Raw genomic sequence first — 24,475 nt, 5'->3', positions numbered from 1 at the left:
AGCGAAGAGGTCACACCCGTTCCCATTCCGAACACGGCAGTTAAGCTCTTCAGCGCCGATGGTAGTTGGGGGTTTCCCCCTGTGAGAGTAGGACGTCGCCAAGCTTATATCGTTCCGCAGTAGCTCAGTGGTAGAGCATTCGGCTGTTAACCGAACGGTCGTAGGTTCGAGTCCTACCTGCGGAGCCATTATTGGAGAGCTGTCCGAGTGGCCGAAGGAGCACGATTGGAAATCGTGTAGACGGGTAACCCTGTCTCAAGGGTTCAAATCCCTTGCTCTCCGCCATTTAAAACTGGCCCGTTGGTCAAGCGGTTAAGACACCGCCCTTTCACGGCGGTAACACGGGTTCGAATCCCGTACGGGTCACCATTTCGAAAACATATGGAGGATTAGCTCAGCTGGGAGAGCATCTGCCTTACAAGCAGAGGGTCGGCGGTTCGATCCCGTCATCCTCCACCATTTTTCAAAAAGCAACAAGTTGTTTCTATTATCAGATATAATGAAACAGTTAACACGAAAACTTGATGCAATAGCAGCATTATTAACGTCGCGGGGTGGAGCAGTCCGGTAGCTCGTCGGGCTCATAACCCGAAGGTCGCAGGTTCAAATCCTGTCCCCGCAATCTATGGTCCCGTGGTGTAGCGGTTAACATGCCTGCCTGTCACGCAGGAGATCGCGGGTTCGATTCCCGTCGGGACCGCCATTTTTATTGTTTGGCTCAGTAGCTCAGTCGGTAGAGCAAAGGACTGAAAATCCTTGTGTCGGCGGTTCGATTCCGTCCTGAGCCACCATTGTAGTGCCGGTGTAGCTCAACTGGTAGAGCAACTGACTTGTAATCAGTAGGTTGGGGGTTCAAGTCCTCTTGCCGGCACCAGTAACATCCATATGCGGAGGGGTAGCGAAGTGGCTAAACGCGGCGGACTGTAAATCCGCTCCTTCGGGTTCGGCAGTTCGAATCTGCCCCCCTCCACCATTTTATTTATAGGGGTATAGTTTAAAGGTAGAACAGAGGTCTCCAAAACCTCCAGTGTGGGTTCGAGTCCTACTACCCCTGCCAATTTTAATTTTATAATGGCGATTGTGGCGAAGTGGTTAACGCACCTGATTGTGGTTCAGGCATTCGTGGGTTCGATTCCCATCAGTCGCCCCATTTTTTAATAAATGATGGTATAATAAATATAACGTTAATGGGCTATAGCCAAGCGGTAAGGCAACGGATTTTGATTCCGTCATGCGAAGGTTCGATCCCTTCTAGCCCAGCCATTCGCGAAAGTAGTTCAGTGGTAGAATACAACCTTGCCAAGGTTGGGGTCGCGGGTTCGAATCCCGTCTTTCGCTCCAAAAACGTTGGCGGCATAGCCAAGCGGTAAGGCAGAGGTCTGCAAAACCTTTACCACCGGTTCGATTCCGGTTGCCGCCTCCAACAAAAATGCCGGTGTGGCGGAATTGGCAGACGCGCACGACTCAAAATCGTGTTCCTCTGGAGTGCCGGTTCGACCCCGGCCACCGGTATCATGAGACAGCTAAGAATGCTGTTGTATCAAGGTCTTACACTTAATTGTGTAAGACCTTTTTTCATTTTTCTCACACTACAGATTTGACACTAATAATGTGCGGAGGTCATGTGCGGTGAGTAAACGAAGAACATTGCTTACAGAAGATGAATTAAAAATAGTCACCAAAACTATGTACGTTACCACAGATGAAGATGCATTGAAATTATTTTTTGAAGATTGCAAATTACGGAATCTTCGACCTCATACTTTGAAGTATTATCATGAACAATTTAATGCGATTAAACGACCATTAGTATCAATGACAGAACGTGATATAAAATTATTGATTTTGAATATGCAGGAAAAGGGTTTGAAAGTAAGAAAAAGGAGTTCTCTACTTAGTAGAGAGCTTTTTTTGTGTTTACAGCACACGATTATTTTCCTAACAGTGTATTCCACGAGTCGTATGACCACAAGTTGAAAAGGGGGTAAACTCCAAGGCATATGACTTCAAAGATTCCCTTGAGTTGTTTATTGATGATTGCAAATTAAGAAACTTACGCTCTCATTCCATTCGTTTCTATTAGAATGAGTTAAAAGCATTTCAACGTTACCTTGAGGAACAAGATTTAGTATTGGACCCGAATTATTTACGAGATGATCCAACGGAATGTGATTCTTTATATGAAGGAGCAAGGCTTAAAAATTGTCACTATTAATACTAGATTGAGATCCATTAGAGCGTACTTCAATTTTCTTTATAAGCAAAAGCTCATTAGAAAGAACCCAGTAGAAAATATTAAGCTACTCAAGGATTGAAAATATATTGTACAAACCTTCTCAACTGAACAACTTGAGCACCTTCTCAAGCAACCAGATTTAAGGGATTATACTTTAATTCTTTTATTATTGGAGACAGGAATTAGGGGTAACTAGTTAGTTGGAATTGATTTAAGTGATGTGTGATAAAAAGAGGAGGCAATCCCTTCCCTTTTAGGGGTTCTATTAGGGGATTAATCACAATCTTCTCGTAGGACTTACACACCACTTCATTATTGTATAGTAAATATTTCCTTTATTTTTTACCTGTGTGATTTTAATATCTCAACAGTTTATTATATTGATAAAGGAAGAATAACTTAAGCCAATACTATAATGAAGTAAGTCATTAAAAGGGAAGTGATAGTTAAATGCTTTATATAAGCGATATCGAAAAGATAATTAATAACACATTAAATGAACACAATTTGGATATTATTCATGAATTTGACAATAATCTAAGTGCACCTATGAGTTATAACGTATCAACCAATACTATAAAATTTAATTATCTTCAAGTTAACGGTTATAAAGGAAAAGTTAGAATAAAAGAGACAGAGGAAGACTTTGTTAAAATTATACTTTATCGTATTATTGGTTATTATTTAGATTTTAAGAAAAACAAACATGATTTAAGGATTATTATGTATGTGTAACGAAGAAGAAAAAGAAAAGCTAAAATCTGAAATAGAAACTAATGCTTGGGATTATGGGAGAACATTAATACCTGAACAACTATTAGAGTCATATGATAAAGTCCGTGAATTAGATAAAATGCTAATAAAGTAATGTACTTAAAGAAAAAGGAAATTTAGTTAGCTCCGACGGTTAAGAACATAAAAGAAAATGAAGACCCGACTTTAAAGGGAAACAAAACAAATGGGTGGACTCTTGAGAACTAATGAGAGGACTATTGAGATTACATCGTCCTCCATAAGCTACTTTGTGTCACTATGAGTCAAACAGAACTATGTACATATAACAGAGTGAGAGTCCTCTCTATTTGTTCTTTCTCGAAAGACAGCTTTTAAGTCACCTCCCCAAGTTGGCGCTGGAGCTAGCTTTTGGGTTCCTATATCAGAAGACAGAATGCAAAGAGCTTTCTCTGGAGTTAACTTATCAAGACCTTTGGAGACAGATTCTTGATTCCTTTTCTCCCTTGAATCAGTCACCCCCTGAAGCTGAAACTCTTGAGTTCATTCTTCTAAGCTCTTCTTGTTTCCCTTCTCTTTCCCTCTTCCAGAACGATTTCCACCCTGGGACACAATCCGGAATAGTCGCTCCCGAATCCGCTCAAGCGTTGGACGAACGAAATGAGCCTTCCTGTTAGTCGGAGATATGCTAGCAGCAGCTGAAGCTGACTTCTATAAGTCAGTCAGTCTTTAAGTTTGAACTGAAATTCTAACGTTTTTCACAAAGCCCATAGTCACATGTTTTATTAATTCATCTCCTTCTTTTTTCCTCAATGTTCTCATTGCTGTGTACATATTTATGAAGTTGGGAACAGATATACTTTTATTTATTGAAAATAATGAAATAGCCAAAGGAGTATGAAGGGTGGGGAAAAATAATACGTTTTTCACTGCCGGATATATAAAGTGAAGACAAATCCTGTTTTGTAAATAATAACCACGTAATATGGTAATTAATAATAAGACCACTATCTAACAGCACTTCACATGACAAATTTTCAAAGGGGCGGCAAATTGTGAACAATATGAGATGTCAATGCAGGTCCAATGAAGAATTACAGCAATTAGTTGATATGGCAAAAAAATATACAAATAAGGGAAAAGTGGCGGACTATATACCGGCTCTTGAAAAGGCGAATCCTGGGGATTTATCTGTGGCTATTTACTATCCTGACGGTAAAGGATATTGTGCGGGGGATGTAAATGGTAAAATGACTCTGCAAAGCATATCAAAAGTTTTGACACTTGCTCTGGTATTAATGGAAAAAGGGGAGGAATATGTCTTTTCCTATGTAGGAAAAGAACCCACCGGTGACCCTTATAATTCGATTGCCAAGTTAGAGACAAACAAGGCATCCAAACCGTTAAACCCGATGATCAATGCAGGAGCATTGACTGTGACCCACATGATTGCAGGTGACAGTGTAAAAGAGCGATTCAAGCGTATTTTACATTTTATCAGGGAGTTGACGCAAAATCCTACTATCGGTTTTAATGAAGATGTTGCCCGTTCAGAATACAATACAGCAGACTTAAATCGGTCGTTAAGCTATTTTTTAAAGCAGCATAATGTAATAAATGAGGATGTGGAGGACTTAATTGAATTGTATTCGAAGCAGTGTGCCATTGAAATGGACAGTCAGGATTTGGCGAGGATAGGCTGTGTGCTAGCTATGAATGGGAAAGATCTGTTGACGGGAAAGCAAATCATCCCCGTGGATATAGCCCGTATTTGCAAGACATTCATGGTTACCTGCGGCATGTATAACGCATCAGGTGAATTTGCCATTAATGTTGGCATTCCGGCTAAAAGCGGTGTGTCAGGGGGAATAATGGGTGCCGTCCCTGGAAAATGTGGGATTGGAATTTATGGTGCAGCGCTGGATGAGAAGGGAAACAGCGTTGCCGGGATAAAGATCTTGGAAATGATGGCAAAAAAGTATTCTTTAAGTATGTTTAATATGTAAACATTGAAACCACTGCGGCGATAATTAAGCAGGATCATATTAATCAATTTATTTTTTTTCGAAAGAAGTCTGGAGTTAAGATTGTTTCGATTAACAAACGGCTTAGGAGAGTCAGAGAAGTGCAGGAAGAGGACAAGGCCTGCCCAATGCGATTGGTACAGGGGCATTATTAAATAAGGTTCAGTCAAAAGCCTGACAGAAACAAAGCATTTACTTCAGACTGCAATTGTATTCGCTACTGTCAAGACAAAAAAAGGACCTCTGCACATAAGGCAAGGTCTTCAGCTTGATTATAACAGGTTGGATAGTAGGGATACTTTTCTATACAAAGCATTTGCCTCTTTGTTCTGATGTTCGCCCGCCTCATTTAGATGTCCTTTCATATCGGTCATTAAATCTGCTAATTTCAGGGCCTTTTGTCTGTCAGAAATATTACTGCGAATGATATATTCGTATTGTGCATTGTATTCAGTTAGTGTCATTTAATCCGTCCTCCTATAGTACAAAGCCATTTAAGCTGTCCTCTATTTCTTCATCAACAATTCCTATGTACTTCAAAGTTATTTCAGGGTGTGAATGGTTAAGAATTATTTGTAATTTAGCCACGTCTTTACTCTGTTTATAGTACCAGTATCCGAATGTTTTCCGCATGGTATGGGTTCCTACACTTTCAATGTCTACCATATTTGCGGCTTTATTAAGTTGTCTGTATGCTTGTATCTTGCTTATCGGCTTATCACCTTTGCGTGAAGGGAATAGCCATTCACTATCAACGGTATCTATATAAGTTGCTAACTCATTAAATACATTGTTAAGCTGTATTGTTCTAGGCTTCTTTGTTTTGCCTTCCTTAATGATAATTTTCATCTTGCCTTTAATATCCTTTACCTTCAACGATAATAGATCAGACACACGTAAGCCAGTATTTATTCCTAAAAGGAACAATATGTAATCTCTTTCGCTGCAATGTCTTTTCAATGACCATTTCATATCATCTAATTTTTCCAATGATCTGATTGGTTGAACGTCAATTAAATGTTCTTTCGCCATTTTGCCTCAGCTCTTTCATCCTGCTAGTAGAATCAATAATTTGAATGTATACTTTTATCTGATAAATTAAGAATAACCTTTGAAATGGCAAGAAGTCAATAAAATTACCGTTTTGAAAGTCAACTTTTAACTATTTGTTTACATTGGTGTTTGTAGTTCATTGTTTGCTTATATCTTAGCTAGAGCTTCTTAGTGTTGCATAGGTAAAAGAAATGAAAATAGTACAGATCAAAAGTTCAGTTAGAAAGGAAAAGGAGGAAGTTAAAAGAATTACATTCCCAAGAGGCAAGAGGTATTTTACATTATTCTCAGGAATAGACTGAAAGGTTACATATATGCGGAACCATAAGCGGGAGGTCACATCTTGGCAAGTTGGCTTAATGGAACGGAGCGGAATGTTAGGAGGATTTTAAGTGTGCTAGAAAGAAAGGGCCTCGCTGAAATGATGGTGACGAACTCGATGCATAACGGGGAAGTACGAGGAAAGTCTATTTGTTGCATACAGAACACCGACATTAGCTTGTTTAGGGTCATAACCAAACAGGTTTTTAGTATGAAAGGAAATCAACAGAAAAAAAATGGAATAGAATATAATAAAGGAAAAATTTTTCACCCCCATATCTTTTTCACTTTCTGAAACGTTTATAGGATAGAGGGTGTTGAAGGAGTGAGAAAAATGATAAATAAGTTGAAGGAAGATATTTCTGAAAAAAAAGATAACGACATGATTTTACGTGAAGTCTATCCTGAATTGCTTCGGTTTTGCCGATTCTTGACCCAAAATAATTGGGATGGCGATGATTTGGCACAGGAAACGATACTGAAGGCAATGCAAGGCTATGGGAATAAAATGGAGGTAACAACGGCTTTATTGAAGACGATAGCCCGTCATTCCTGGATTGATACGATACGTAAAAGAAAAAAAGAAACTTTAGAAGATCTGAAGGACACCGAACAGCAGGGGGCAATTGGGGAAAATGCCTTTGAAACGGTTGAATATATTATAAAATCCCTTACCCCAAAACAAGCTGTGGTGTTCATATTAAAGGAAGGGTTCCTCTATCGATCTAAGGAGATCTCAGATTATTTGAACACGACGGAAACAGCTGTAAAGGCCATTTTAAATCGTGTGAAAAAGCGCTTTGATAATGGTGTTGAAGAGCGTTCGATGTCCTGTGTGAATGATTGGCAACATGAAGAAGAACAGAGGCTGATGTCTCTGATGACACAGGCTTTGAAGGCCCAAAATCCTGATATCCTCATAAGAAGCATTCCATCTTTCAAATCCCTGAACAGTGAATCAATGATACCTAAACTGATGAATCGTTCGCTGCATTCCAAATCATGCTTCACTCCTTCAAACACACTCTCAATGGCTGCATAGCCAATCATTTTGTTAGGAGGAAGAAGAGATATGACTACCATTCCATATGTAATTGAGCAATCCAGCAAGGGTGAACGCTCATACGATATTTATTCCAGACTTTTAAAGGACAGAATCATCATGATTGGGGAAGAAATCACCGATCATTTAGCCAATAGTGTGGTTGCCCAATTGTTATTCTTGGCGGCAGATGCACCTGATAAGGAAATTACCATCTTCATAAATAGTCCTGGGGGATCGACAAGTGCCGGTTTTGCCATTTATGATACGATGCAATATATTAAACCTGATATCCGGACTGTTTGTACGGGTATGGCTGCATCATTCGGGGCAATGCTTTTATTGGCGGGTACGAAAGGAAAAAGGTGCGCTTTGCCAAATAGTGAAATAATGCTACATCAACCTCTTGGAGGGGCAAGAGGGCAAGCTACGGAAATTGAAATTTCTGCCCGAAGGATTTTGAAACTTAAGGATCATATCAATCAGATTATATCGGAAAGGACTGGGCAGCCAATCGAAAAGGTGGCGAAGGATACAGATCGTGATTATTTTTTAAGCGCAAATGAGGCGAAGGAATATGGTATTATCGATGAGATAATCGTTCAGGGGAATTAATTCATAAAAAGGCTACCTGAATTTTGAACTTTCCCTCATTAAATGGCAAGTTTTATAAAAGGAAGTTAAAAAACGACAACAGTAATGGATGAGGTTACAGACAAAAATAAGCTGAAATATGGAATGAAGAGAAACTATCGATATAAATATATCGGCTGTTTCTCTTTTTTTATCTATTCACCGAGTTGATTATATTCATAGTGATAAACCTAAAGAATGGAGATACAATTATACGAATTAAGGTATGGTTGTATTTATTAAGGTGGGAACACCAAAGAAATATCTTTAGTACCAATATGAGTTGATAAAAAGAAAACACCATCTAAAAGTCGTAAGTTGAGGTTAATCGAATTTAGCTGACGTGTATTATTGGAAAAGTGAGGTTGATTTCCTTTATGATAGAGAGGCATATTAACTTAGTAAAGTCGAATTAGAATATTAAGACTTGAAAATATAGTAGGAAGTAACAATATGTAATAACTCAACCAAAAGGAAGTGCCGTATGAATGAATCTCGATAAAACAGCAATCACTAAAATTCGTACAGGCCCCATGTTTGCGGTAATGCTGGCTGGTGCTCTCGTCGCTTTCTTGAATCAGACTCTAATCAATATCGCATTGCCTCAATTGATGAATCATTTTGAAATATCAGCTGCAACAGCTAATTGGCTGACAACTATCTTTTTGTTGGTCAATGGGATTGTCATCCCAATCACAGCTTTCTTGATGGAACGGTTTAATACAAGACAATTATATCTTACTTCGATGGGACTCTTTGCTTTAGGAACTTTTTTATGTGGAATTGCACCTAGCTTCTCCGTCTTATTGATCGGCCGTGTGGTTCAAGCTGCAGGTGCAGGGATTTTATTCCCTTTGATTACAAATGTGATTTTCACTTTGTTTCCTCCTAACAGACGTGGTTTCGCGATGGGGATATTTGGAGTTGCGATGAATTTTGCCCCAGCGGTAGGACCAACGTTATCAGGATGGATTGTACAAAACTATTCTTGGAGAGTTCTATTTTTTATCATTTTCCCATTTGCACTTCTGGACTTTCTTTTTGCAATTTTTATCATTAAAAATGTAGGGGAAACTAGCCGACCCAAACTCGATAAAATGGGTGTAATTCTATCCACTATCGGATTCGGCGGAGTTCTATACGGATTTGCTACAGGCGGTACTAAGGGATGGGGCAGTTTAGAAGTCCTTACAATGTTCCTTGTAGGCGGAATCAGTATAGTATTATTTGTCTGGAGGCAATTTACTGTAAGGCAACCTATTTTGGAGTTTCGAATTTTTCGTTATCGGATGTTCACATTAACTACGATTATCAACGTCATCGCAACTATGGGGATGTTCTCGGGAATGATTTTAATGCCAATCTATATGCAGAATATCCGTGGCTTTACTCCCTTGGAATCTGGCCTCATGCTATTGCCTGGCGGTATTGTAATGGGGATTATGTCTCCAATCACAGGTAAGCTGTTTGATCGGTTTGGGGCGAGATGGCTTGCGGTAAGCGGACTTGCTATTACTATTATTACAACCTATCTTTTAACACGGCTTGAAACAGATACGTCTTATTCTTATGTGGTGTGGGTATATACTATTAGAATGTTTGGCATGTCGATACTGATGATGCCTATCTTCACAGCTGGATTAAATGAATTGGCACTTAGCTTAAATAAATACGGAACAGCAATGGTTAATACGTTGAGAATGGTGGCAGGTGCTGTTGGCATGGCATTCTTTGTGTCAGTTATGACAAATCAGGGAACGAAACATGTACAGGGAATTTTAACTGAAAGAAACATATCACCAGAAAATAAATCTCAAATGGCACTGGCCATTAAACAAGGAAGTGTAATGGGGGTAGATGATGCATTTATGATAGCTACATGGTTAACCGTAGTTGCGTTCATACTGGCCTTTTACATACGGCGAACTTCACCACAAGAAGATACCATTACCAATCGTCTAGCAAAAAAACCATTAGCTTAAATAAACAAGGTAAAGTAAGTGAGTATCAAACCTAGTTCCCAAGGTACAACAAATCGCCTCAAGATGACAAATAAATACCTGAATAAGGGACACTTTTTATGAGTGTCCCTTATTCAATGTTATTTTAAGTCTTTATATAAAGGTAAAGTGAAGGATGTTCCTTTATTCAATTGGCAATTAGCCATCATTTCTTCCTTGTATTTTTTGGCGGCATTCAGTCGCTCGCTCATGCAGTGGTTAAACAATGGGCCTTTTCACTTCAGACAAAAGTTTTATTTCTTAATAAGTAGTCTACTGGATTCGTTGTCTTTATTTACAGGAACATTTTCCTACTGTGACACGGCGAACAACGCGGTGTTGGTTCTCGTAGTCTGCAATAGCGTAAAGCTGCATGGCTAAGTTATCCCAAATGAGACCACGTCTCCTTCACTCCATTGCCAACGTACGGTATTTTCTAGGCGGATAACGTATGAATCGAAGATACTTAATAATCATTCAGATTCATCTGTTGTATACCCTTCTATTCGTAGGTATTATCATTTTTGCTCTCGCTGGTAAAATCTCAGACTCGTTTCGCTTTTTAGAAAATCATTTACTGAAATGGCAAGATAGCTTTAAAGCTTAATTGAAAAGGATGACCGCCTGTTATGGGAGGTCATCCTTTTTTTGTTTTGTTGGCGTTATTGGAAGATGTTGTTTTTCATAATTTTTCTTTATATAAAGGAAAAAAAATACTGAACGATGTTCCTTTATTCAATTGGCTTTTAACCATAATGTCTCCTTTATATTTTTGGGCGATGTTATAGCAAACGGTTAAGCCAATGCCGGTACCTCTTTCTTTAAGTGAATAAAAAGGCGTGCCTAGTATTTCAAGCTGTTCTTTAGAAAGGCCTATACCTGTATCTGTGATTTTTATTTTTGCCATATTTCGATCTTGTTCTGTTTCTATAGTGATAAATCCGGGATTTTTCATAGATTCAATCCCGTTTTTAATAATATTTACTAATACTTGTTTAAGTTCAATCGGATTCATTTTAATGTGTAGTTCCTCACTAAATTTAAGTTGAAAGCCTATATTATTGTTATTTGCAAAACTAGTTAATAAATCAGAGATTTTCTGAATTTCTTGATTCAAATGAATAACCTGGACAGATCCTGTTTGTGGTTTTGCTAATGATAAATAGTCATTGATTATTACCTGTGTATATTCAAGTTCTGTAAGCATGGTTTGTACATAAAATTTTTCTGTGTCGTTCAGTTCTTTCTCTTGATCTAATAACTGGGCAAATCCTTTTACGACTGTAATGGGGTTCCTTATTTCATGTGCAATGGTAGCGGCTAGCTGACCGACTGAATTTAATTGTTTAGCTTGTTGAATTTCTTTATGAAACGTATTTGTGGATTCCATTCTATTATTTGTTCCTATAAATACAAATACTAATATTATTTGTATAGCTATAAAATTCAATGTATTACCAAAACTATCTAATGCGACATACTCGTACGTATACTGAAGTTTTGTGTGTGAAATAACAAAGATAAAAGTAGGTCCAAGTATGATATTTAAAGAAGCGACAATATAAAACCCTATTTTATCAAAGAGAAAAATGGGGATTAAGGGTGCCATTGCGAATAAAGACAACATAATTGCAGTATCTGGGAATACCCAAAATTTAATATATAAATAAACAGTAATTAAGAATATGAATAGGGTTTTATATAAATTAGCTTCTTTTTTTATGAAAAATAACAAAGAAAGAATCATTCCAGATATCAAAATGACCTGTAAAGACATATCGTAAGGATTAGCTTTCCAACTTATTGGAGATACAGAAATGCCAACTAATAATAAAAAAGATATCATTGCCATAAATGCCTTAAGTATAAATCGGTGTTTGTTTTGATAATACTGATAATTTTTTAACATAATTCCCCTTGATTTTAATATTCTGTTTTTTTTAATAGTAATCTTTTCCTAGTTTTTTGTAAATCAAAAAACATAGATTACTTTACTTAATTTTCTTCCCAACTTAAAGCTTTGTAAAATGAGTTAACAAAAGTCTAATAGAACTAGGTAATATATTAAATTTAGGTGAATAGAACTAAATGGTTTCTGTGGATATAATATTTTATGGGGTATTTTCCTTATTTTTAAAGATGTGTAGTTTCTTTACACTATATTTGTTGTAGCTTTACATTTCCCTTCTAAAATGAAAGTAAGAATAGAAGGGAGAGAGGGAAATTGAAAACTAGTATAAAGAAATTAGGTTTATGTATTATGAGCGTAGGATTTATATTACAGGCTACTTCGTTGGATGCTTCTGCTGCTTCAGCAAATGAAAATCTTTCAAACTCATCAATTTATGAGAAGAAAATTGTGAATATCGCGCATCGCGGTGCTTCTGGTTATGCTCCTGAACATACCATTCCCGCTTATCAATTGGGAGAACAAATGAAGGGTGACTACATAGAAATCGATCTCCAGATGACTAAGGACGGAAAATTAATAGCGATGCATGATGAAACGGTGGATCGTACAACAAATGGTACAGGTCTGGTGAAAGATTTAACACTAGCAGAAATAAAAAAACTGGATGCCGGCTCTTGGTTCAATGAAAAATATCCACAATTTGCAAAAACGAATTATAAAGGGTTAGTGGTTCCAACTCTTGAAGAGGTTTTTAAGAAATTTGGCAGACAGGCAAATTATTATATTGAGACTAAGTCTCCAGAGGTATATCCAGGAATGGAAGAAGAACTTCTAGAGGTTCTGAAAGATTATAAGATGGTAGATTCAAAGGGACGTACCAAAAATGTACTTATACAATCGTTCAGTAAAGAAAGTCTGTTGAAGGTTCATGATATGAATCCAAAGTTACCACTGGTTCAACTTTTCTCTTATAAGAATCAGGCAACTATTTCAGATAAAGAATTGGAATCTATTAAGGAATATGCCATTGGAGTTGGTCCGAATTTCACTAAGGTAGATGGACAATACGTAAAAATGGTCAGAAATCATGGTCTTCAATTCCATCCGTATACAGTAAATGAAAGAGCTGATATGAAAAAAGCTTTAGAATGGGGTGCAACTGGTTTGTTTACAAATAACCCTGATGTATTTAATGAGGTAATAAAAGAGTTTAAAAAAGAAAAACACAATAAGATAATGAGTAAATGAAGGATTAATTGAGAAGATTCATATATGCTTATTAGGAATCATCAATTATATAAAGTTATTCAAAGGTAGGCCTCGATTCTTCGGGGCTTTTTTTGTATTCTCGTTTTTTAGAATTTAAACCTATCCGAAACTTCATAAGAAGGATGCTATTATCGTACGTATTACATCGACGGCAATTTGCGGGTCAAATCTTTATAGTATTATGATATAGAAAAGAATAATTTGAGTTTTAAAAAGGAAATGCTGATAAGTGATCCTGAAAAAGAGTGTTTGATAAGAAAATGGGGCAATTTATTATATAATAATAGTGATAAAGGGAGGTAGGTCTGATGGTATATAATTCGGCAGCAGAACTGTGTGAAGGGTTTGAGGCAGTGTATCAGCCTATTCAAGTTCAGTTAACAATTGAGATTGTTGATAAGAGGTTTGGGCCTATAAAGGCGGAAGCAGAGATTGCCATCAAGCCTGTTGAGTCAAAGGGGTTTTTAGAGGTGCTTGTGGAGGATCTGGAATCGGAGCATATTTTTGCTGATGAAAATGGCAGCATATACGGAAGTTTTGGCATTGATCAGAGCATCCAAATTTATGATGAAGTTCTAGATATCATTCCGTTCGATGATCTAATCGGAAAAGAAAACTGGAAAGAGGCTGTCGATTCATTTATCACGGAAGAAAAGCTAAAAGGACAGCTGGAAAAGGCACTAAATAATTACCAATTCAGTGATATGAGTGGTAAATATAAATTCAGAAAAATATGTACGATTACGGAGCTCCAATTTTTGAAGTGAAAAAAAATAGAGAAGGTAAAAAGCCTTCTCTATTTTCATTATTCTTGGATCATATTAAAACTGTTTTGGTTAGCATAACAAGTCTTCTTTTCTTCGTATTCGGTCCCCTATCCATATCAGGTAAACCCTATACACTCCTTATTCTCGTCCTTTAACTAAGAACTTCTTCACATTATGTTTACATCAGATAAAAGGAAGTTCGACATTGGTTAAAAACATATTCCCATCAAATATCTATTATTAAAAAATCACTTTTTTGAATACGGTGGTAAGTATGCATGAAATCGCATCAGACTGTGAAATATGGTTCTATATTTTTCATCATTTGTTAGATATATTGAATGAAAGGTAATAAAAAAGCACAGGGGTCAGCCCCTGTGCGACGAAATTATTTATAAACCTTACTTGGGATTTTTACTGCAGGGCGGCCAAATGCATAAGGAGCCACTTCATATTCTTGGAATACGAGATAGATCCCCCCATTTGTATAATAGAACTGTGAATCCTTATTGACGGGAACATCGCTCTGCTTTTTAACATAATAACTATCTCTTTTCCTCATGTAGTCAAAAGCATATTTCTGCACCTTCGTATATTTCACTTTGGATGTGAGGATTTCACTGATTTTCACCTGTTTACCGGAGGACACTTTAAAATTATAGGATGTTGTGTATCCCATTCCATGAGCTCCACCGCTATAGGAGTAATCGTCAATGAGAATGCTTAGCTTTTCATCCTGGTTGAATTTCACTTTATACGAAATACTGTAACTATACTGGCAAGAGTATGGGGATTCTTTGCACCATTCCTCATTTTTATCTTTTTCCCTATCCTTTTTTGCTTGCAGATAAGAGGAATAGGCATCCTTGGCATGCTTAGTTAACACCTGATTAATTTTATCCTGAGCTGCTTTACTTTTAAGTCCTGATACTTGCGGATACGACAAGTCACTAATATTTTTATATTTTTTCTTGGTTATCTTCACATTGCTGAATTTTAAATATTTAGTAGATACATAGGCTTTTTTTCCATTGTACCGAATTTCCGACCAGCCGGATTTTGTTTTTGAATAAACGGTTACGGCTTTCCCTTTCTCCAACGATCCTACTTTTTTATAGCTGGTGCCGGGACCACTTCTAACAGATAAAGGGGAATTCTTCGTGTTCACCGTTGCGTTTTCTGTAGTGGCTGCGGAGACGGAGTCGATTTTTATCAGTAAAAAAGAGATGCATGTAAAAGTTAATGCGACAGCAAGGAAAATCTTAGTGAAATTCTTGGATAGCATTCAATTACCACCTTTGTATAATTTTTACATTACCTATTATATAAGTTGGTGGATCAAATAGAAAGTTAATTTTATAATTCAAAAGTTAAAGAGGAGAAAAAAATGAAAATTGGTTTAGTACGACACTTTAAGGTGGCACATGAATTCCCAACCGGAAAATATATGACGGCAGATGATATGAATCAATGGTTTAAGGATTATGATGCAGCAGATATTATTTATGGGACAACTTTATTGGACGATGAGGAATGGAAGAGATGTTATTGCAGCGATATGTCGAGAGCGGTGAAGACGGCTAAGCATATCTATCCTGGTGAGGTTAATCAGATGGAGGGACTTCGGGAAATACCATCTCCACCACTTAACGGGAAGGTTAAACTGCCATTCATACTTTGGGCCATTTGGATTCGCTGCTGCTCGGTGGTTAACAAGCAGACGAGAGCGGAGATTAAGATTGCTAAGAAACGGATCAATAAAGTATTGGATGGGCTTCTCGTAAAAGGAGAGCAGGATGTTTTGATTGTGAGTCATGCTGCTCTCATGGTATATATGAGAAAAGAGCTGATCCGACGGGGATTCACAGGTCCAAAGTTTAAGATTGCTAGTAATGGAAAGTTATATGTGTTCGAAAGATAATAAGGAAAAACACGCATGTCAACTTTTTTAGTTTTTATGAGTAAATAGGGTAAGCATTTTGATCTTTCAAAGAAAGATGAAGGCATTTTACCGATAATTATTCTTTTTCTAATGGTTGTGGTTTATTATTGTAATAGTGTAATTTTTTCGAATTCAATGGTAGGAAAAGAGGGGGAGCATTTTGGTAAAGGCAGTTTTTTTTGATTTAGATGATACGTTACTTTGGGATCAGAAGAGTGTGAAAGAGGCTTTTATAGCGACTTGCGAAGTGGCTAAGGAGAAATATGGTTTGAATGTGGATGAGTTTGAGGAAGCGGTACGGAAAGAAGCACGTGAGCTTTATTCTTCTTATGATACATATGAATTTACGCAAATGATCGGTATTAACCCTTTTGAAGGACTTTGGGGGGATTTTCGAGATGATCATAATGAATTCCGTAAGATGGCCGAGATTGTACCGGCTTATCGGAAAGAGGCCTGGACAAGAGGCTTGAAGGCATTAGGAATTGATGACCCGGCATTTGGTCTTGAGCTAGCAGAACGTTTCCCTGCTGAGAGACGGAAAAAACCATTTATTTATGAAGAATCATTCCGTGTGTTAGATGAGTTAAAAGGGAAATACAAATTGTTATTACTGACGAATGGTTCGCCTGAGCTTCAAAATACTAAGCTTGAAATCACGCCTGAATTAGTTCCTTATTTCGATCAAATCGTTATTTCCGGCGCGTTTGGACGTGGGAAACCGGATGCTTCTATTTTTGAGCATGCATTAGAAATCATGGAGCTTGATAAGGATGAAGTATTAATGGTCGGCGATAATTTAATGACGGATATCCTTGGTGCATCACGTACGGGCATTAAATCGGTTTGGATAAACCGTCATGATAAGGAACGGAATGAAGTCATCCCTAATTATGAAATCACGCATTTAGAGGAGCTTTTTCCTATCCTTGAGAGTCTGAAAAAATAACGGATATATCCCCTTCAGGTAGTAAGTTCAAAAAACTTAACTTGGAGGGGATTTTATTTAATTCAAAACATGGCATGAAAATAATAGGTCTTTGAAATTATTTACAAGTTAAAATGGATGGTATATAGTTACCTTGTAATAATTAATACTATTCAGACTAGGGGTGTCCAATAAAAGTTGGGCTGAGAGAGAAGCGCGTTAAAGCTTCTTAACCCTCAGGACCTGATCTGGTTCATACCAGCGTGGGGAAGTTAGAATCTACTATTCAATGACATTTAATTTGGTCATATCTGTAGTCATACTAACTTTAGCCAGGTCTTAAATATGAGACCTGGCTTTTTCGTGCGAAAATGGATTGGATTTTGTCCTTTTTAAACTAACTTAAAAAGGAGAAATGAAATCATGAGTAATTCAGTAAATGACATGAACGTTTCAATTATGTCCAATTTTGCAGGAAGTAAAAAAGTTTATGTAGAGGGGTCTAGACCGGATATAAAAGTTCCAATGCGTGAAATTCAACTGAGTCCAACAACAGGAGCATTTGGTGAAGAGGAAAATTTACCTCTACGCGTTTATGATACTAGCGGTTTCTATACAGATTCTGAGTATTCTATTGATATTCGTAAAGGTCTTGACCCTATTAGACGCAACTGGGTTCTTGACCGGGAGGACGTTGAAGAGTATGTGGGTCGTGAAATAAAACCCGAAGATAATGGTTATAAAAAAGTTGATTCTCATTCCAAAGCAGAAGTTTTTCCGGGATTGAAACGCAAACCCTTGCGTGCAAAAACAGAGAGGAACATAACCCAACTTCATTATGCTCGTAAAGGTATCATTACCCCAGAAATGGAGTTTATATCAATTAGAGAAAGTGTTTCAGCTGAGTTTGTACGAGATGAAGTAGCTAGCGGTCGGGCCATTATACCGGCTAATATTAACCACCCTGAAAGTGAACCAATGATAATCGGCCGTAATTTTCATGTGAAAATAAATGCGAATATTGGTAATTCTGCTGTTAGCTCATCCATCGAAAACGAAGTAGAAAAAATGACTTGGGCCACACGCTGGGGAGCCGATAACATCATGGATCTTTCTACAGGGAAGAATATACACACAACCCGTGAATGGATTATTAGAAATTCTCCTGTACCAGTTGGAACGGTACCGATTTATCAAGCACTTGAAAAAGTAGATGGAGTTGCTGAAAATTTAACCTGGGAAGTTTTTCGGGATACTTTAATTGAGCAGGCTGAACAAGGTGTTGACTACTTTACCATACATGCAGGCGTTCTTCTGCGTTATATCCCATTAACAGCAAAGCGGATGACAGGAATAGTTTCCCGTGGGGGTTCTATCATGGCTCAATGGTGTCTGGCTCACCATGAAGAAAGCTTCCTCTATACTCATTTTGAAGAAATCTGTGAAATCATGAAAACATATGATGTATCTTTCTCATTAGGGGATGGACTTCGTCCTGGATCTATTGCTGATGCAAACGATGAGGCACAATTTGCGGAATTGGAAACACTGGGTGAACTAACAAAGATTGCTTGGAAACATGATGTACAAGTTATGGTTGAGGGACCCGGTCACGTTCCAATGCATTTGATTAAAGAAAATATGGATAAGCAAATGGAAGTTTGTCAAGAAGCACCGTTCTATACACTGGGACCCCTGACAACTGATATAGCTCCTGGCTACGATCATATTACTTCTGCGATTGGGGCTGCCATGATTGGCTGGTTTGGAACTGCAATGCTATGTTATGTAACACCGAAAGAGCACCTTGGACTTCCAAATAAAGAGGATGTTCGAGTAGGGGTTATTACGTATAAAATTGCAGCACATGCTGCTGACTTAGCAAAAGGCCATCCTAATGCTCAAAAACGAGATGATGCCCTTTCAAAAGCTAGATTCGAATTTCGTTGGAGAGATCAGTTTAATCTATCTCTGGATCCTGAAAGAGCCGTTGAATATCACGACGAAACTCTACCGGCTGAGGGTGCCAAAACAGCTCACTTTTGTTCAATGTGCGGTCCTAAATTCTGCAGCATGAGAATCTCACAAGATATTCGTGATTTAGCGAAAGAAAAAGGGCTTGGTTTTGAGTCTGTAATTGATGAAGGCTTGAAAGAAAAAGCGAATGAATTTAGAAACACAGACGGAAAAATCTATCAATAATTTGGACGAAAGGGAGAATTCGATGAATCGAGTAATCCAGATTAAAGTTGAAATGAAACAGTTGGAAAATCAGCTGAATCTGCTAAAAAAAGAGCTGAGTATTTTTCGGGAAAATTGTAATCATGAATTTGTAAAAAATGATTATATACAAGAATGCACAAAATGCCACTTAATTGAGAGTCTGCAATGGTAGAGATTTCTTGTTTGAATGACTTTGGATTCTGAGAATTCAAGAAGAAAAATAGATAAGAGCTTACTTTAATGTTCATTAGGATTATTCAGTTTTATAAGTATGAAGGGGAAGAGGGACTAACCATCTTTTTTCCTTTTTCCTTATTTTTTGTAATCGCCGAATCAGACTTGGGGAAATTCCGAAATTCCCATAGATACTCTCCGCATTCCTTTCTCTTTTATAAGTATAAGTTACCCCAGGTATTTTCCTTTATCCTATATGTCCTTCATTTCTTCGGATCAATATTAGTCATAAAAACCAATACAATTATTATAAAGGAACATGGGTCTATGGGTTTTCATGGAAGGGTTTTGCACGAATAATCTTGTTTTGTTTTAACATACTAAGCTTGTCCACATCATTCAAACGAGGAGGAAATTTATATGCAAAATCAACAAGGTCAAACTCACCAGAATATGCAAACAGGTGCTATCCCCCCACAAATGAATCACGGTGGTCATGAAGTATTTGATGTTCACGAAGTATTATCAGGCACGATAACTACATTAAACACATATATGGTGTTACGCCAGTATGTGCAGGATCAAGAATTAATGGACATACTTGATCGTCAATATCAATTTATCCAAGAGGAATATAACATTTCATTAGAATGCTTTCAAACGGGACAGGATCCATCAAAACGAACACAAAGTTATAAAATGAATCAAGGTAACGATTTTATTTATGGTTTAACGCCAACCCAACCAAAGAAACCTTTACAATCGGCATCAGATATTACGGATGAGTACATTTCGAGCTGTATGCTCGGGGAGGTAAAGTCTGCTGCTTCTTTGAAAGCGATGTCCGCACTTGAAATTACTAATCCAGTTGTGCGTCGTGTATTTGCAGATTCTGTTCCAAACTGCATTGAAATGGCATATGAGATTTCAATTTATCAAAACAAACACCATTACTACCAAGTACCACAGCTTGCACAGCAGGATATGCAACAAATATTAAATTCGTTTGCACCTGCACCTGCACAAGGAAATAACAACGTAAAACATTAATTAGAAAACAAACAAAATCTAAAAAAACTAGTAAATCTAATTCGACCATTTAGATAACTATAGCAACTTAATTAAGAAGGGATAGGACTAAGCACCGCAAGTCCTATCCCTTCAATAATATTTAACCAGTGTTGTTTCCTTATTATTGTTTCATCTGATTTAGTTCCTGAACACAATTTTGGATAAGAGTTACAGCCTGGCTCATAGTTGCTCCTCCACCAAATGCTGCCGTCACTCCAATTGCTTCCAGGATTTCTTGTTCTGAACATCCTTGATCAAGGCATCCTTTAGTATGGTAGATAATACAGTATTCATCTTGAGAATATAAGCTTATGCCTAAAGCGATAAGCTGTTTCTCTTTCTTAGATAATAGACCTTCTTTAAAGCATTCTTCCGTAAATGAATTGAATTTCTCAGCGAGCTCAGGCATTTTATCTGTAAAAACACCAATTCCAGCTTTATAATCGTGAAGGGCATTTTCTGTAGTATTTCTAGCTTGAAATTCCATATTCGATTCCACTCCATCCCTAATAATCTTTCATCAAAAATTAGTATGAGCTAAACAAGAAATGATTAAACAAAAAACAATGGAGTTATTGTGGGGAAATGGATGAAACGATACTGCTACAGGGCTAACGTTTCTCTAGTGCAGGTGGATCTGAACCATTGAAAGAAAAAAATTAGTGAATATGAGTATAGATATGCTTGGAAAGAATCCCAGAGCCGGCCAAAGAAATCACGGACACAATGACATATAAATAAAACTGAATTGATGCGGAGTCGGATCAATATAAATCATGGAGACAGTGAAAAGATAGCCTGGTAAGATCACGTGTAGATGCACCAATACATATACATAAGGATATTCTGTTGCATCGTCACATATAGCTCATTTGTATAGAGCACCTCTAGACCGCAAGGCACCTGCAGATTAGTTGAAGACCAAAATATGGACAAAGTATAATGAAATATGTAAAGAGTTAAGATACCTTTTTTGCAGTGTCCAACTTAAAGGGGGAAAAATCGTAATGAATGAACTGAACGCATTATTCCGAAAAAGAATAGGGCTGCTGGAACATGAAAAAGTGACTTTTGAAAAATTAGATGAAATTCTTGAAAAGACAGCGAAAACAATTCCCTTTGAAAACTTATCCATCATGGCATCTAAGCTTAGTGACATCAACAAAGAAAATATCATGAACAAAGTTCTCGTGAGAAACGAAGGGGGACTATGTTATGAATTGAATACGGCGCTTTATTTTTTCCTAGTGGAAAATGACTTTGACGTTTTCTTAGTTCGCGGTGTAATTTACAATCAAGGGTGGATGACCATAGGTAGAACCCATGTCGCCATTCTATTAAATCATGAAGGTCAAACTTATTTAGTCGATACGGGATTTGGAGGGAATTTACCTTTAAAGCCAGTACCGTTTAACGGAGAAACCGTTATTTCTCAAAATGGTGAATTTCGGATTAAAAAAGAATGTAACGAACATGGAGATTATATCTTTGAATTAAAGCTGAAACATAAAGATCTCGATTGGAAAATTGGGTATGCTTTCGATTCTTCAAAGCCCGTAGAAAATGTTGTGGAACTGAATGAGATTCAAACTATCATCAGGGAAAACCCAAAATCACCTTTTAACAAACATCCGTTAATCACTCGACTTACAAATAGCGGGAACATCACTTTAACCGATACATCCTTTACGCAGTGGGACGACGGGAAAGTGACAAAAGAAGAAATAGACAGCACACGATTCAAAGAGATAATGAAACAGTATTTTGATAGATAAGAGATAACGAAAGTAAGTTGCCCTCACTCAGGCTGTCGAGAAACCTTTGACAGCCTTTTTTATGTTCCTTAACCTAGACATTGAATTTGTTAGGGTGCTTGGATACGGAAACCAATAGTCTGATAACATGCTGTGAGAAATCAAGATTTTAGTGTGGGGATTTCGATTTGGATCTATAAGGCGAGAAACAGTTAGCAGAAGCAGGAAGCATTTAAATTGACCATTTTAGGTCTTCTAAATTGAATTGTTATTCTTGTGGAAGTTAAGTGGCTTGGGAGAAGGAGACAATCTGATTTTGTTATCCTTATTAAATGCAGGACAACCGCCCTTCCTTGTCGAACTAAGTACATGAGAAGAGGCTGATGAAAATGAGTAATGCAAAATACAAATTTTATTATGTGAATGGAGAAACAGAGGAGTTAGAGACGAATGAACCCTATACTGATGAAGCCAATAGTATTTTGAAACTGCAGTTAATTCAAAATGCGACATGGTTACAGGCAGGTGGGAAACATATCAACTTAGCTAATGTAATTAGTATCGAATTTGCAGGCGACCAAGATAAACGTAAATTAGAGCAAATTAAGTTTAGACCTAATAAATAAAGCACCCATTACGGGTGTTTTTTTTTACCATTTGTTATGGTGTTAATTGAATAGGTGAAAAGGGAGAGATTCAAGATGGAGAAGAAAAATCGGTTGGTTTTTACTAGATCAAACGCTGGTACTAAACGGAAATTCGATGAGGCTATAACGATTTTGGAATATAGCGTAATGCTTGTTGAACTCTTCGAATTAAAAGAATTTAATAATGTTATTGCCGGACAGTTAATGTTAATACTATGTGAGAACAAAAATACGCGGATAAAGAGAGAAAAAGTTACTGTTGATAACTCCTTAATAAAGAAAATCAATCCTAACCCGAAATTGTATCCGGTAAAAGATTTCATTGAAATAAGCAAAGAAGGTAATACAGAAATACCCGAAGAACTTTTTGATTACACTAAGCCGAGGATTGATTTAAATATTTGGCGAAATCAAGTAATCTATAAAATTAGTTTAGGAGGTATTCTCCACGAAATTACAATATTAGATTTTATTAAGGAGTCTGCTAAAAAGAGTAGTGGTGCACACGTTGTATCAAGTCTTCCGGACAAGTCTTTTATTGTGGACGTGCATGCCAAAAATATTTTAAGGTGTATAGCAAGAGGATTATTTAGGTCTATTGGTAGAAATTTTGAAGAACAATCTTCAATGAACCTTACACATATAATAAAGAAAATTGAACAAGCAAAAGCCTCCGAGTAGTTTCTTATTGCTTTGTTTGGATCTTTATTGTGCAATATAGAAATTATCTTCATCAATTGGCTCTATATGTGGCCAGGAGTGTAGAAGAATTTATCCAATTAAATCTTCATTTGTAGCAGGTTAGGATAACAATAAAAGACGATTTTTCCACCTAGAGTAGGAAAAGTCGTCTTTTTATTTGTTTATAGGTCAGGAGATAAACCGGAATAAACCCACTAAATGAAAAAAACAGTATGAAAGGCTTGTCCTGAGCGTACTCCACAATTTCTGCATATTTAATTGGTACGATGTATTCAAATGTTAAAGGAGGATTTATTACATGCTGAAAAAAAGAATAAAAATGCCCATCATTTTATCATTATGTGCAGCCCTTTTCTTAGTACTGGGTGCATGCTCCAACACTAATGATGAAAACAAAGAAAATAAGGAAGACAAGGATCATAGTAATATGGACATGAGCCATTCTAGTTCAGGTGATGTTCCTAAAGGATTAAAAGTAGCTGAAAGCCCAACCTATGAAGTCGGAAGTCAAGCGATTATTGAATCAGATCACATGGAAAGCATGAAGGGTGCTAAAGCAACAATTGTTGGTGCATATGATACTACCGCTTATGCTATTTCGTATACTCCTTCAAATGGTGGAGAAAAAGTAGAAAATCATAAATGGGTTATTCACGAAGAGCTTAAAGATGCTGGCGAGAAAACGTTAGAACCTGGAGCAGAAGTTACAGTAGATGCATCCCATATGGAAGGGATGGATGGTGCAACCGCTGAAATTGATTTTGCTGAAGAAACGACTGTGTATATGGTTGATTTCACTCCGACTAATGGTGGAGAAGAAGTTAAAAACCATAAATGGGTAACAGAAAGTGAATTATCATCGGCTGAATAATGTTGGAACAAATACGTTCGTAATCAAAGGTTAGCCAGTTCTTACTGGCTAACCTTTCAGACTGTAGACAAACTCGATGAAAATCGAGTTGAACTGCCCCGTAAATGTTAGACACCAAACTAACATTTACGGGGTGTTTTTTTATGGCTAAATTTTCTGCCGAACAGAAAATAT

The 24,475-nt window shown here is 37.2% G+C and carries 26 protein-coding genes, 15 tRNA genes, 1 rRNA gene and 1 riboswitch; of the genes, 36 read left to right on the top strand and 6 right to left on the bottom strand.

What is annotated here, in order from left to right; translation table 11 throughout:
* The 21 genes from rrf to glsA all read left to right on the top strand — a co-directional run.
* Positions 1 to 104, top strand: a 5S ribosomal RNA gene (gene rrf / locus ACQKMR_RS25710); the annotation flags it as partial.
* A gap of 9 nt (positions 105 to 113) precedes the next feature.
* Positions 114 to 188, top strand: a tRNA-Asn gene (locus ACQKMR_RS25705).
* Between the two features lie 5 nt (positions 189 to 193).
* Positions 194 to 285: transfer RNA gene (locus ACQKMR_RS25700), tRNA-Ser, on the top strand.
* Positions 286 to 294: 9 nt separating this feature from the next.
* Positions 295 to 369: transfer RNA gene (locus ACQKMR_RS25695), tRNA-Glu, on the top strand.
* A 14-nt stretch (positions 370 to 383) separates the two neighbouring features.
* Positions 384 to 459 (top strand) — tRNA-Val (locus ACQKMR_RS25690).
* A gap of 89 nt (positions 460 to 548) precedes the next feature.
* Positions 549 to 622 (top strand) — tRNA-Met (locus ACQKMR_RS25685).
* Between the two features lie 5 nt (positions 623 to 627).
* Positions 628 to 703, top strand: a tRNA-Asp gene (locus tag ACQKMR_RS25680).
* A 12-nt stretch (positions 704 to 715) separates the two neighbouring features.
* Positions 716 to 791: transfer RNA gene (locus ACQKMR_RS25675), tRNA-Phe, on the top strand.
* Between the two features lie 7 nt (positions 792 to 798).
* A tRNA-Thr gene (locus tag ACQKMR_RS25670) sits at positions 799 to 874 on the top strand.
* 15 nt (positions 875 to 889) lie between these two features.
* Positions 890 to 973 (top strand) — tRNA-Tyr (locus ACQKMR_RS25665).
* 10 nt (positions 974 to 983) lie between these two features.
* A tRNA-Trp gene (locus ACQKMR_RS25660) sits at positions 984 to 1,057 on the top strand.
* Between the two features lie 17 nt (positions 1,058 to 1,074).
* Positions 1,075 to 1,150, top strand: a tRNA-His gene (locus ACQKMR_RS25655).
* Between the two features lie 38 nt (positions 1,151 to 1,188).
* A tRNA-Gln gene (locus tag ACQKMR_RS25650) sits at positions 1,189 to 1,263 on the top strand.
* 3 nt (positions 1,264 to 1,266) lie between these two features.
* Positions 1,267 to 1,341, top strand: a tRNA-Gly gene (locus tag ACQKMR_RS25645).
* Between the two features lie 8 nt (positions 1,342 to 1,349).
* Positions 1,350 to 1,423: transfer RNA gene (locus tag ACQKMR_RS25640), tRNA-Cys, on the top strand.
* An 8-nt stretch (positions 1,424 to 1,431) separates the two neighbouring features.
* Positions 1,432 to 1,512, top strand: a tRNA-Leu gene (locus ACQKMR_RS25635).
* A gap of 117 nt (positions 1,513 to 1,629) precedes the next feature.
* A complete protein-coding gene (locus ACQKMR_RS25630) occupies positions 1,630 to 1,977 on the top strand; it encodes a hypothetical protein (protein WP_427699815.1) in 348 nt (115 codons plus the stop codon).
* 176 nt (positions 1,978 to 2,153) lie between these two features.
* Complete coding sequence (locus ACQKMR_RS25625) at positions 2,154 to 2,315, top strand: phage integrase SAM-like domain-containing protein (RefSeq protein WP_427699814.1); 162 nt, start codon at positions 2,154 to 2,156, stop codon at positions 2,313 to 2,315.
* A 371-nt stretch (positions 2,316 to 2,686) separates the two neighbouring features.
* Positions 2,687 to 2,971, top strand: a complete 285-nt coding sequence (locus ACQKMR_RS25620; protein ID WP_427699813.1) for a hypothetical protein — start codon at positions 2,687 to 2,689, stop codon at positions 2,969 to 2,971.
* Positions 2,964 to 3,104, top strand: a complete 141-nt coding sequence (locus ACQKMR_RS25615; protein ID WP_427699812.1) for a hypothetical protein — start codon at positions 2,964 to 2,966, stop codon at positions 3,102 to 3,104. The genes ACQKMR_RS25620 and ACQKMR_RS25615 overlap by 8 nt, the downstream gene beginning before the upstream one ends.
* Positions 3,105 to 4,032: 928 nt before the next feature.
* Positions 4,033 to 4,974 carry a glutaminase A gene (glsA, locus tag ACQKMR_RS25610; protein WP_427699817.1) on the top strand — a complete coding sequence of 314 codons (942 nt, stop codon included), beginning with the start codon at positions 4,033 to 4,035 and terminating at the stop codon, positions 4,972 to 4,974.
* A gap of 290 nt (positions 4,975 to 5,264) precedes the next feature.
* Here glsA and ACQKMR_RS25605 read toward each other — a convergent pair whose 3' ends face one another.
* Together ACQKMR_RS25605 and ACQKMR_RS25600 are read right to left on the bottom strand one after the other, a co-directional pair.
* The gene (locus ACQKMR_RS25605) at positions 5,265 to 5,456 is read right to left on the bottom strand and encodes a hypothetical protein (RefSeq protein ID WP_427699811.1); all 192 of its coding nucleotides are present in this window, start codon (positions 5,454 to 5,456) and stop codon (positions 5,265 to 5,267) included.
* Between the two features lie 13 nt (positions 5,457 to 5,469).
* Positions 5,470 to 6,024 (bottom strand): tyrosine-type recombinase/integrase, encoded by a 555-nt coding sequence (locus ACQKMR_RS25600; RefSeq protein ID WP_427699810.1) that lies wholly within the window; start codon positions 6,022 to 6,024, stop codon positions 5,470 to 5,472.
* Between the two features lie 364 nt (positions 6,025 to 6,388).
* Between ACQKMR_RS25600 and ACQKMR_RS25595 the strand changes: the two genes are divergently transcribed.
* The 5 genes from ACQKMR_RS25595 to ACQKMR_RS25575 all read left to right on the top strand — a co-directional run bounded on the left by ACQKMR_RS25595 (position 6,389) and on the right by ACQKMR_RS25575 (position 10,648).
* Positions 6,389 to 6,661 carry a hypothetical protein gene (locus tag ACQKMR_RS25595; protein WP_427699809.1) on the top strand — a complete coding sequence of 91 codons (273 nt, stop codon included), beginning with the start codon at positions 6,389 to 6,391 and terminating at the stop codon, positions 6,659 to 6,661.
* Between the two features lie 39 nt (positions 6,662 to 6,700).
* Positions 6,701 to 7,408 (top strand): sigma-70 family RNA polymerase sigma factor, encoded by a 708-nt coding sequence (locus ACQKMR_RS25590; protein ID WP_427699808.1) that lies wholly within the window; start codon positions 6,701 to 6,703, stop codon positions 7,406 to 7,408.
* 30 nt (positions 7,409 to 7,438) lie between these two features.
* Positions 7,439 to 8,023 (top strand): ATP-dependent Clp endopeptidase proteolytic subunit ClpP, encoded by a 585-nt coding sequence (gene clpP, locus ACQKMR_RS25585; RefSeq protein ID WP_053344522.1) that lies wholly within the window; start codon positions 7,439 to 7,441, stop codon positions 8,021 to 8,023.
* A 506-nt stretch (positions 8,024 to 8,529) separates the two neighbouring features.
* Positions 8,530 to 10,023 (top strand): DHA2 family efflux MFS transporter permease subunit, encoded by a 1,494-nt coding sequence (locus ACQKMR_RS25580; protein ID WP_427699807.1) that lies wholly within the window; start codon positions 8,530 to 8,532, stop codon positions 10,021 to 10,023.
* A 469-nt stretch (positions 10,024 to 10,492) separates the two neighbouring features.
* Positions 10,493 to 10,648: a hypothetical protein gene (locus ACQKMR_RS25575; RefSeq protein WP_427699806.1), complete on the top strand. Its 156-nt coding sequence runs from the start codon at positions 10,493 to 10,495 to the stop codon at positions 10,646 to 10,648.
* A gap of 75 nt (positions 10,649 to 10,723) precedes the next feature.
* Here ACQKMR_RS25575 and ACQKMR_RS25570 read toward each other — a convergent pair whose 3' ends face one another.
* Positions 10,724 to 11,950 carry an ATP-binding protein gene (locus tag ACQKMR_RS25570; protein WP_427699805.1) on the bottom strand — a complete coding sequence of 409 codons (1,227 nt, stop codon included), beginning with the start codon at positions 11,948 to 11,950 and terminating at the stop codon, positions 10,724 to 10,726.
* A gap of 315 nt (positions 11,951 to 12,265) precedes the next feature.
* On the opposite strand from ACQKMR_RS25570, the gene ACQKMR_RS25565 reads away from it, so the two are divergent.
* Both ACQKMR_RS25565 and ACQKMR_RS25560 read left to right on the top strand, forming a co-directional pair.
* On the top strand, positions 12,266 to 13,201 hold the full coding sequence (locus ACQKMR_RS25565; RefSeq protein ID WP_427699804.1) for a glycerophosphodiester phosphodiesterase: 936 nt from the start codon (positions 12,266 to 12,268) through the stop codon (positions 13,199 to 13,201).
* Positions 13,202 to 13,530: 329 nt separating this feature from the next.
* Positions 13,531 to 13,989: a hypothetical protein gene (locus ACQKMR_RS25560; RefSeq protein ID WP_427699803.1), complete on the top strand. Its 459-nt coding sequence runs from the start codon at positions 13,531 to 13,533 to the stop codon at positions 13,987 to 13,989.
* A gap of 388 nt (positions 13,990 to 14,377) precedes the next feature.
* Here ACQKMR_RS25560 and ACQKMR_RS25555 read toward each other — a convergent pair whose 3' ends face one another.
* On the bottom strand, positions 14,378 to 15,274 hold the full coding sequence (locus ACQKMR_RS25555) for a PdaC/SigV domain-containing protein (RefSeq protein ID WP_427699802.1): 897 nt from the start codon (positions 15,272 to 15,274) through the stop codon (positions 14,378 to 14,380).
* A 102-nt stretch (positions 15,275 to 15,376) separates the two neighbouring features.
* Between ACQKMR_RS25555 and ACQKMR_RS25550 the strand changes: the two genes are divergently transcribed.
* From ACQKMR_RS25550 to ACQKMR_RS25535, 4 genes are all read left to right on the top strand, one after another.
* On the top strand, positions 15,377 to 15,910 hold the full coding sequence (locus ACQKMR_RS25550; protein WP_427699801.1) for a histidine phosphatase family protein: 534 nt from the start codon (positions 15,377 to 15,379) through the stop codon (positions 15,908 to 15,910).
* A gap of 181 nt (positions 15,911 to 16,091) precedes the next feature.
* Positions 16,092 to 16,880 carry an HAD family hydrolase gene (locus ACQKMR_RS25545; RefSeq protein ID WP_427699800.1) on the top strand — a complete coding sequence of 263 codons (789 nt, stop codon included), beginning with the start codon at positions 16,092 to 16,094 and terminating at the stop codon, positions 16,878 to 16,880.
* Positions 16,881 to 17,029: 149 nt separating this feature from the next.
* A riboswitch (TPP riboswitch) is annotated at positions 17,030 to 17,146 on the top strand.
* 133 nt (positions 17,147 to 17,279) lie between these two features.
* Complete coding sequence (thiC, locus tag ACQKMR_RS25540) at positions 17,280 to 19,061, top strand: phosphomethylpyrimidine synthase ThiC (protein WP_427699816.1); 1,782 nt, start codon at positions 17,280 to 17,282, stop codon at positions 19,059 to 19,061.
* 615 nt (positions 19,062 to 19,676) lie between these two features.
* Positions 19,677 to 20,306: a spore coat protein gene (locus tag ACQKMR_RS25535; protein ID WP_427699799.1), complete on the top strand. Its 630-nt coding sequence runs from the start codon at positions 19,677 to 19,679 to the stop codon at positions 20,304 to 20,306.
* Between the two features lie 142 nt (positions 20,307 to 20,448).
* Here the strand turns inward: ACQKMR_RS25535 and ACQKMR_RS25530 are convergent, their stop codons facing one another.
* Together ACQKMR_RS25530 and ACQKMR_RS25525 are read right to left on the bottom strand one after the other, a co-directional pair.
* The gene (locus tag ACQKMR_RS25530) at positions 20,449 to 20,814 is read right to left on the bottom strand and encodes a carboxymuconolactone decarboxylase family protein (RefSeq protein ID WP_427699798.1); all 366 of its coding nucleotides are present in this window, start codon (positions 20,812 to 20,814) and stop codon (positions 20,449 to 20,451) included.
* A 228-nt stretch (positions 20,815 to 21,042) separates the two neighbouring features.
* On the bottom strand, positions 21,043 to 21,138 hold the full coding sequence (locus tag ACQKMR_RS25525) for a hypothetical protein (RefSeq protein WP_427699797.1): 96 nt from the start codon (positions 21,136 to 21,138) through the stop codon (positions 21,043 to 21,045).
* A gap of 196 nt (positions 21,139 to 21,334) precedes the next feature.
* Here ACQKMR_RS25525 and ACQKMR_RS25520 point away from each other — a divergent pair, with 196 nt between their 5' ends.
* From ACQKMR_RS25520 to ACQKMR_RS25505, 4 genes are all read left to right on the top strand, one after another.
* Entirely contained in the window at positions 21,335 to 22,102 is a 768-nt protein-coding gene (locus tag ACQKMR_RS25520) for an arylamine N-acetyltransferase family protein (RefSeq protein WP_427699796.1), read from the top strand.
* Between the two features lie 368 nt (positions 22,103 to 22,470).
* Positions 22,471 to 22,707 carry a hypothetical protein gene (locus ACQKMR_RS25515; protein WP_427699795.1) on the top strand — a complete coding sequence of 79 codons (237 nt, stop codon included), beginning with the start codon at positions 22,471 to 22,473 and terminating at the stop codon, positions 22,705 to 22,707.
* Positions 22,708 to 22,782: 75 nt separating this feature from the next.
* Complete coding sequence (locus ACQKMR_RS25510; protein WP_427699794.1) at positions 22,783 to 23,409, top strand: hypothetical protein; 627 nt, start codon at positions 22,783 to 22,785, stop codon at positions 23,407 to 23,409.
* Between the two features lie 319 nt (positions 23,410 to 23,728).
* Complete coding sequence (locus ACQKMR_RS25505; RefSeq protein WP_427699793.1) at positions 23,729 to 24,301, top strand: YdhK family protein; 573 nt, start codon at positions 23,729 to 23,731, stop codon at positions 24,299 to 24,301.
* The last annotated feature ends 174 nt before the right edge of the window (positions 24,302 to 24,475 follow it).

It is taken from the genome of Peribacillus sp. NPDC096540, from assembly GCF_050278525.1.
In the GTDB taxonomy this organism is placed as follows: domain Bacteria; phylum Bacillota; class Bacilli; order Bacillales; family DSM-1321; genus Peribacillus.
This window is presented reverse-complemented; position numbering and strand designations above follow the sequence as displayed.

What these genes read in the sequence shown, in the direction of transcription:
- ACQKMR_RS25625 (WP_427699814.1), top strand. Translation starts at nt 2,154, where the DNA reads ATGATCCAACGGAATGTGATTCTTTATATGAAGGAGCAAGGCTTAAAA.
- ACQKMR_RS25620 (WP_427699813.1), top strand. Translation starts at nt 2,687, where the DNA reads ATGCTTTATATAAGCGATATCGAAAAGATAATTAATAACACATTAAAT.
- ACQKMR_RS25615 (WP_427699812.1), top strand. Translation starts at nt 2,964, where the DNA reads ATGTGTAACGAAGAAGAAAAAGAAAAGCTAAAATCTGAAATAGAAACT.
- glsA (WP_427699817.1), top strand. Translation starts at nt 4,033, where the DNA reads ATGAGATGTCAATGCAGGTCCAATGAAGAATTACAGCAATTAGTTGAT.
- ACQKMR_RS25605 (WP_427699811.1), bottom strand. Translation starts at nt 5,456, where the DNA reads ATGACACTAACTGAATACAATGCACAATACGAATATATCATTCGCAGT.
- ACQKMR_RS25600 (WP_427699810.1), bottom strand. Translation starts at nt 6,024, where the DNA reads ATGGCGAAAGAACATTTAATTGACGTTCAACCAATCAGATCATTGGAA.
- ACQKMR_RS25590 (WP_427699808.1), top strand. Translation starts at nt 6,701, where the DNA reads ATGATAAATAAGTTGAAGGAAGATATTTCTGAAAAAAAAGATAACGAC.
- clpP (WP_053344522.1), top strand. Translation starts at nt 7,439, where the DNA reads ATGACTACCATTCCATATGTAATTGAGCAATCCAGCAAGGGTGAACGC.
- ACQKMR_RS25580 (WP_427699807.1), top strand. Translation starts at nt 8,530, where the DNA reads ATGAATCTCGATAAAACAGCAATCACTAAAATTCGTACAGGCCCCATG.
- ACQKMR_RS25575 (WP_427699806.1), top strand. Translation starts at nt 10,493, where the DNA reads ATGAATCGAAGATACTTAATAATCATTCAGATTCATCTGTTGTATACC.
- ACQKMR_RS25570 (WP_427699805.1), bottom strand. Translation starts at nt 11,950, where the DNA reads ATGTTAAAAAATTATCAGTATTATCAAAACAAACACCGATTTATACTT.
- ACQKMR_RS25560 (WP_427699803.1), top strand. Translation starts at nt 13,531, where the DNA reads ATGGTATATAATTCGGCAGCAGAACTGTGTGAAGGGTTTGAGGCAGTG.
- ACQKMR_RS25555 (WP_427699802.1), bottom strand. Translation starts at nt 15,274, where the DNA reads ATGCTATCCAAGAATTTCACTAAGATTTTCCTTGCTGTCGCATTAACT.
- ACQKMR_RS25550 (WP_427699801.1), top strand. Translation starts at nt 15,377, where the DNA reads ATGAAAATTGGTTTAGTACGACACTTTAAGGTGGCACATGAATTCCCA.
- ACQKMR_RS25535 (WP_427699799.1), top strand. Translation starts at nt 19,677, where the DNA reads ATGCAAAATCAACAAGGTCAAACTCACCAGAATATGCAAACAGGTGCT.
- ACQKMR_RS25530 (WP_427699798.1), bottom strand. Translation starts at nt 20,814, where the DNA reads ATGGAATTTCAAGCTAGAAATACTACAGAAAATGCCCTTCACGATTAT.
- ACQKMR_RS25520 (WP_427699796.1), top strand. Translation starts at nt 21,335, where the DNA reads ATGAATGAACTGAACGCATTATTCCGAAAAAGAATAGGGCTGCTGGAA.
- ACQKMR_RS25515 (WP_427699795.1), top strand. Translation starts at nt 22,471, where the DNA reads ATGAGTAATGCAAAATACAAATTTTATTATGTGAATGGAGAAACAGAG.
- ACQKMR_RS25510 (WP_427699794.1), top strand. Translation starts at nt 22,783, where the DNA reads ATGGAGAAGAAAAATCGGTTGGTTTTTACTAGATCAAACGCTGGTACT.
- ACQKMR_RS25505 (WP_427699793.1), top strand. Translation starts at nt 23,729, where the DNA reads ATGCTGAAAAAAAGAATAAAAATGCCCATCATTTTATCATTATGTGCA.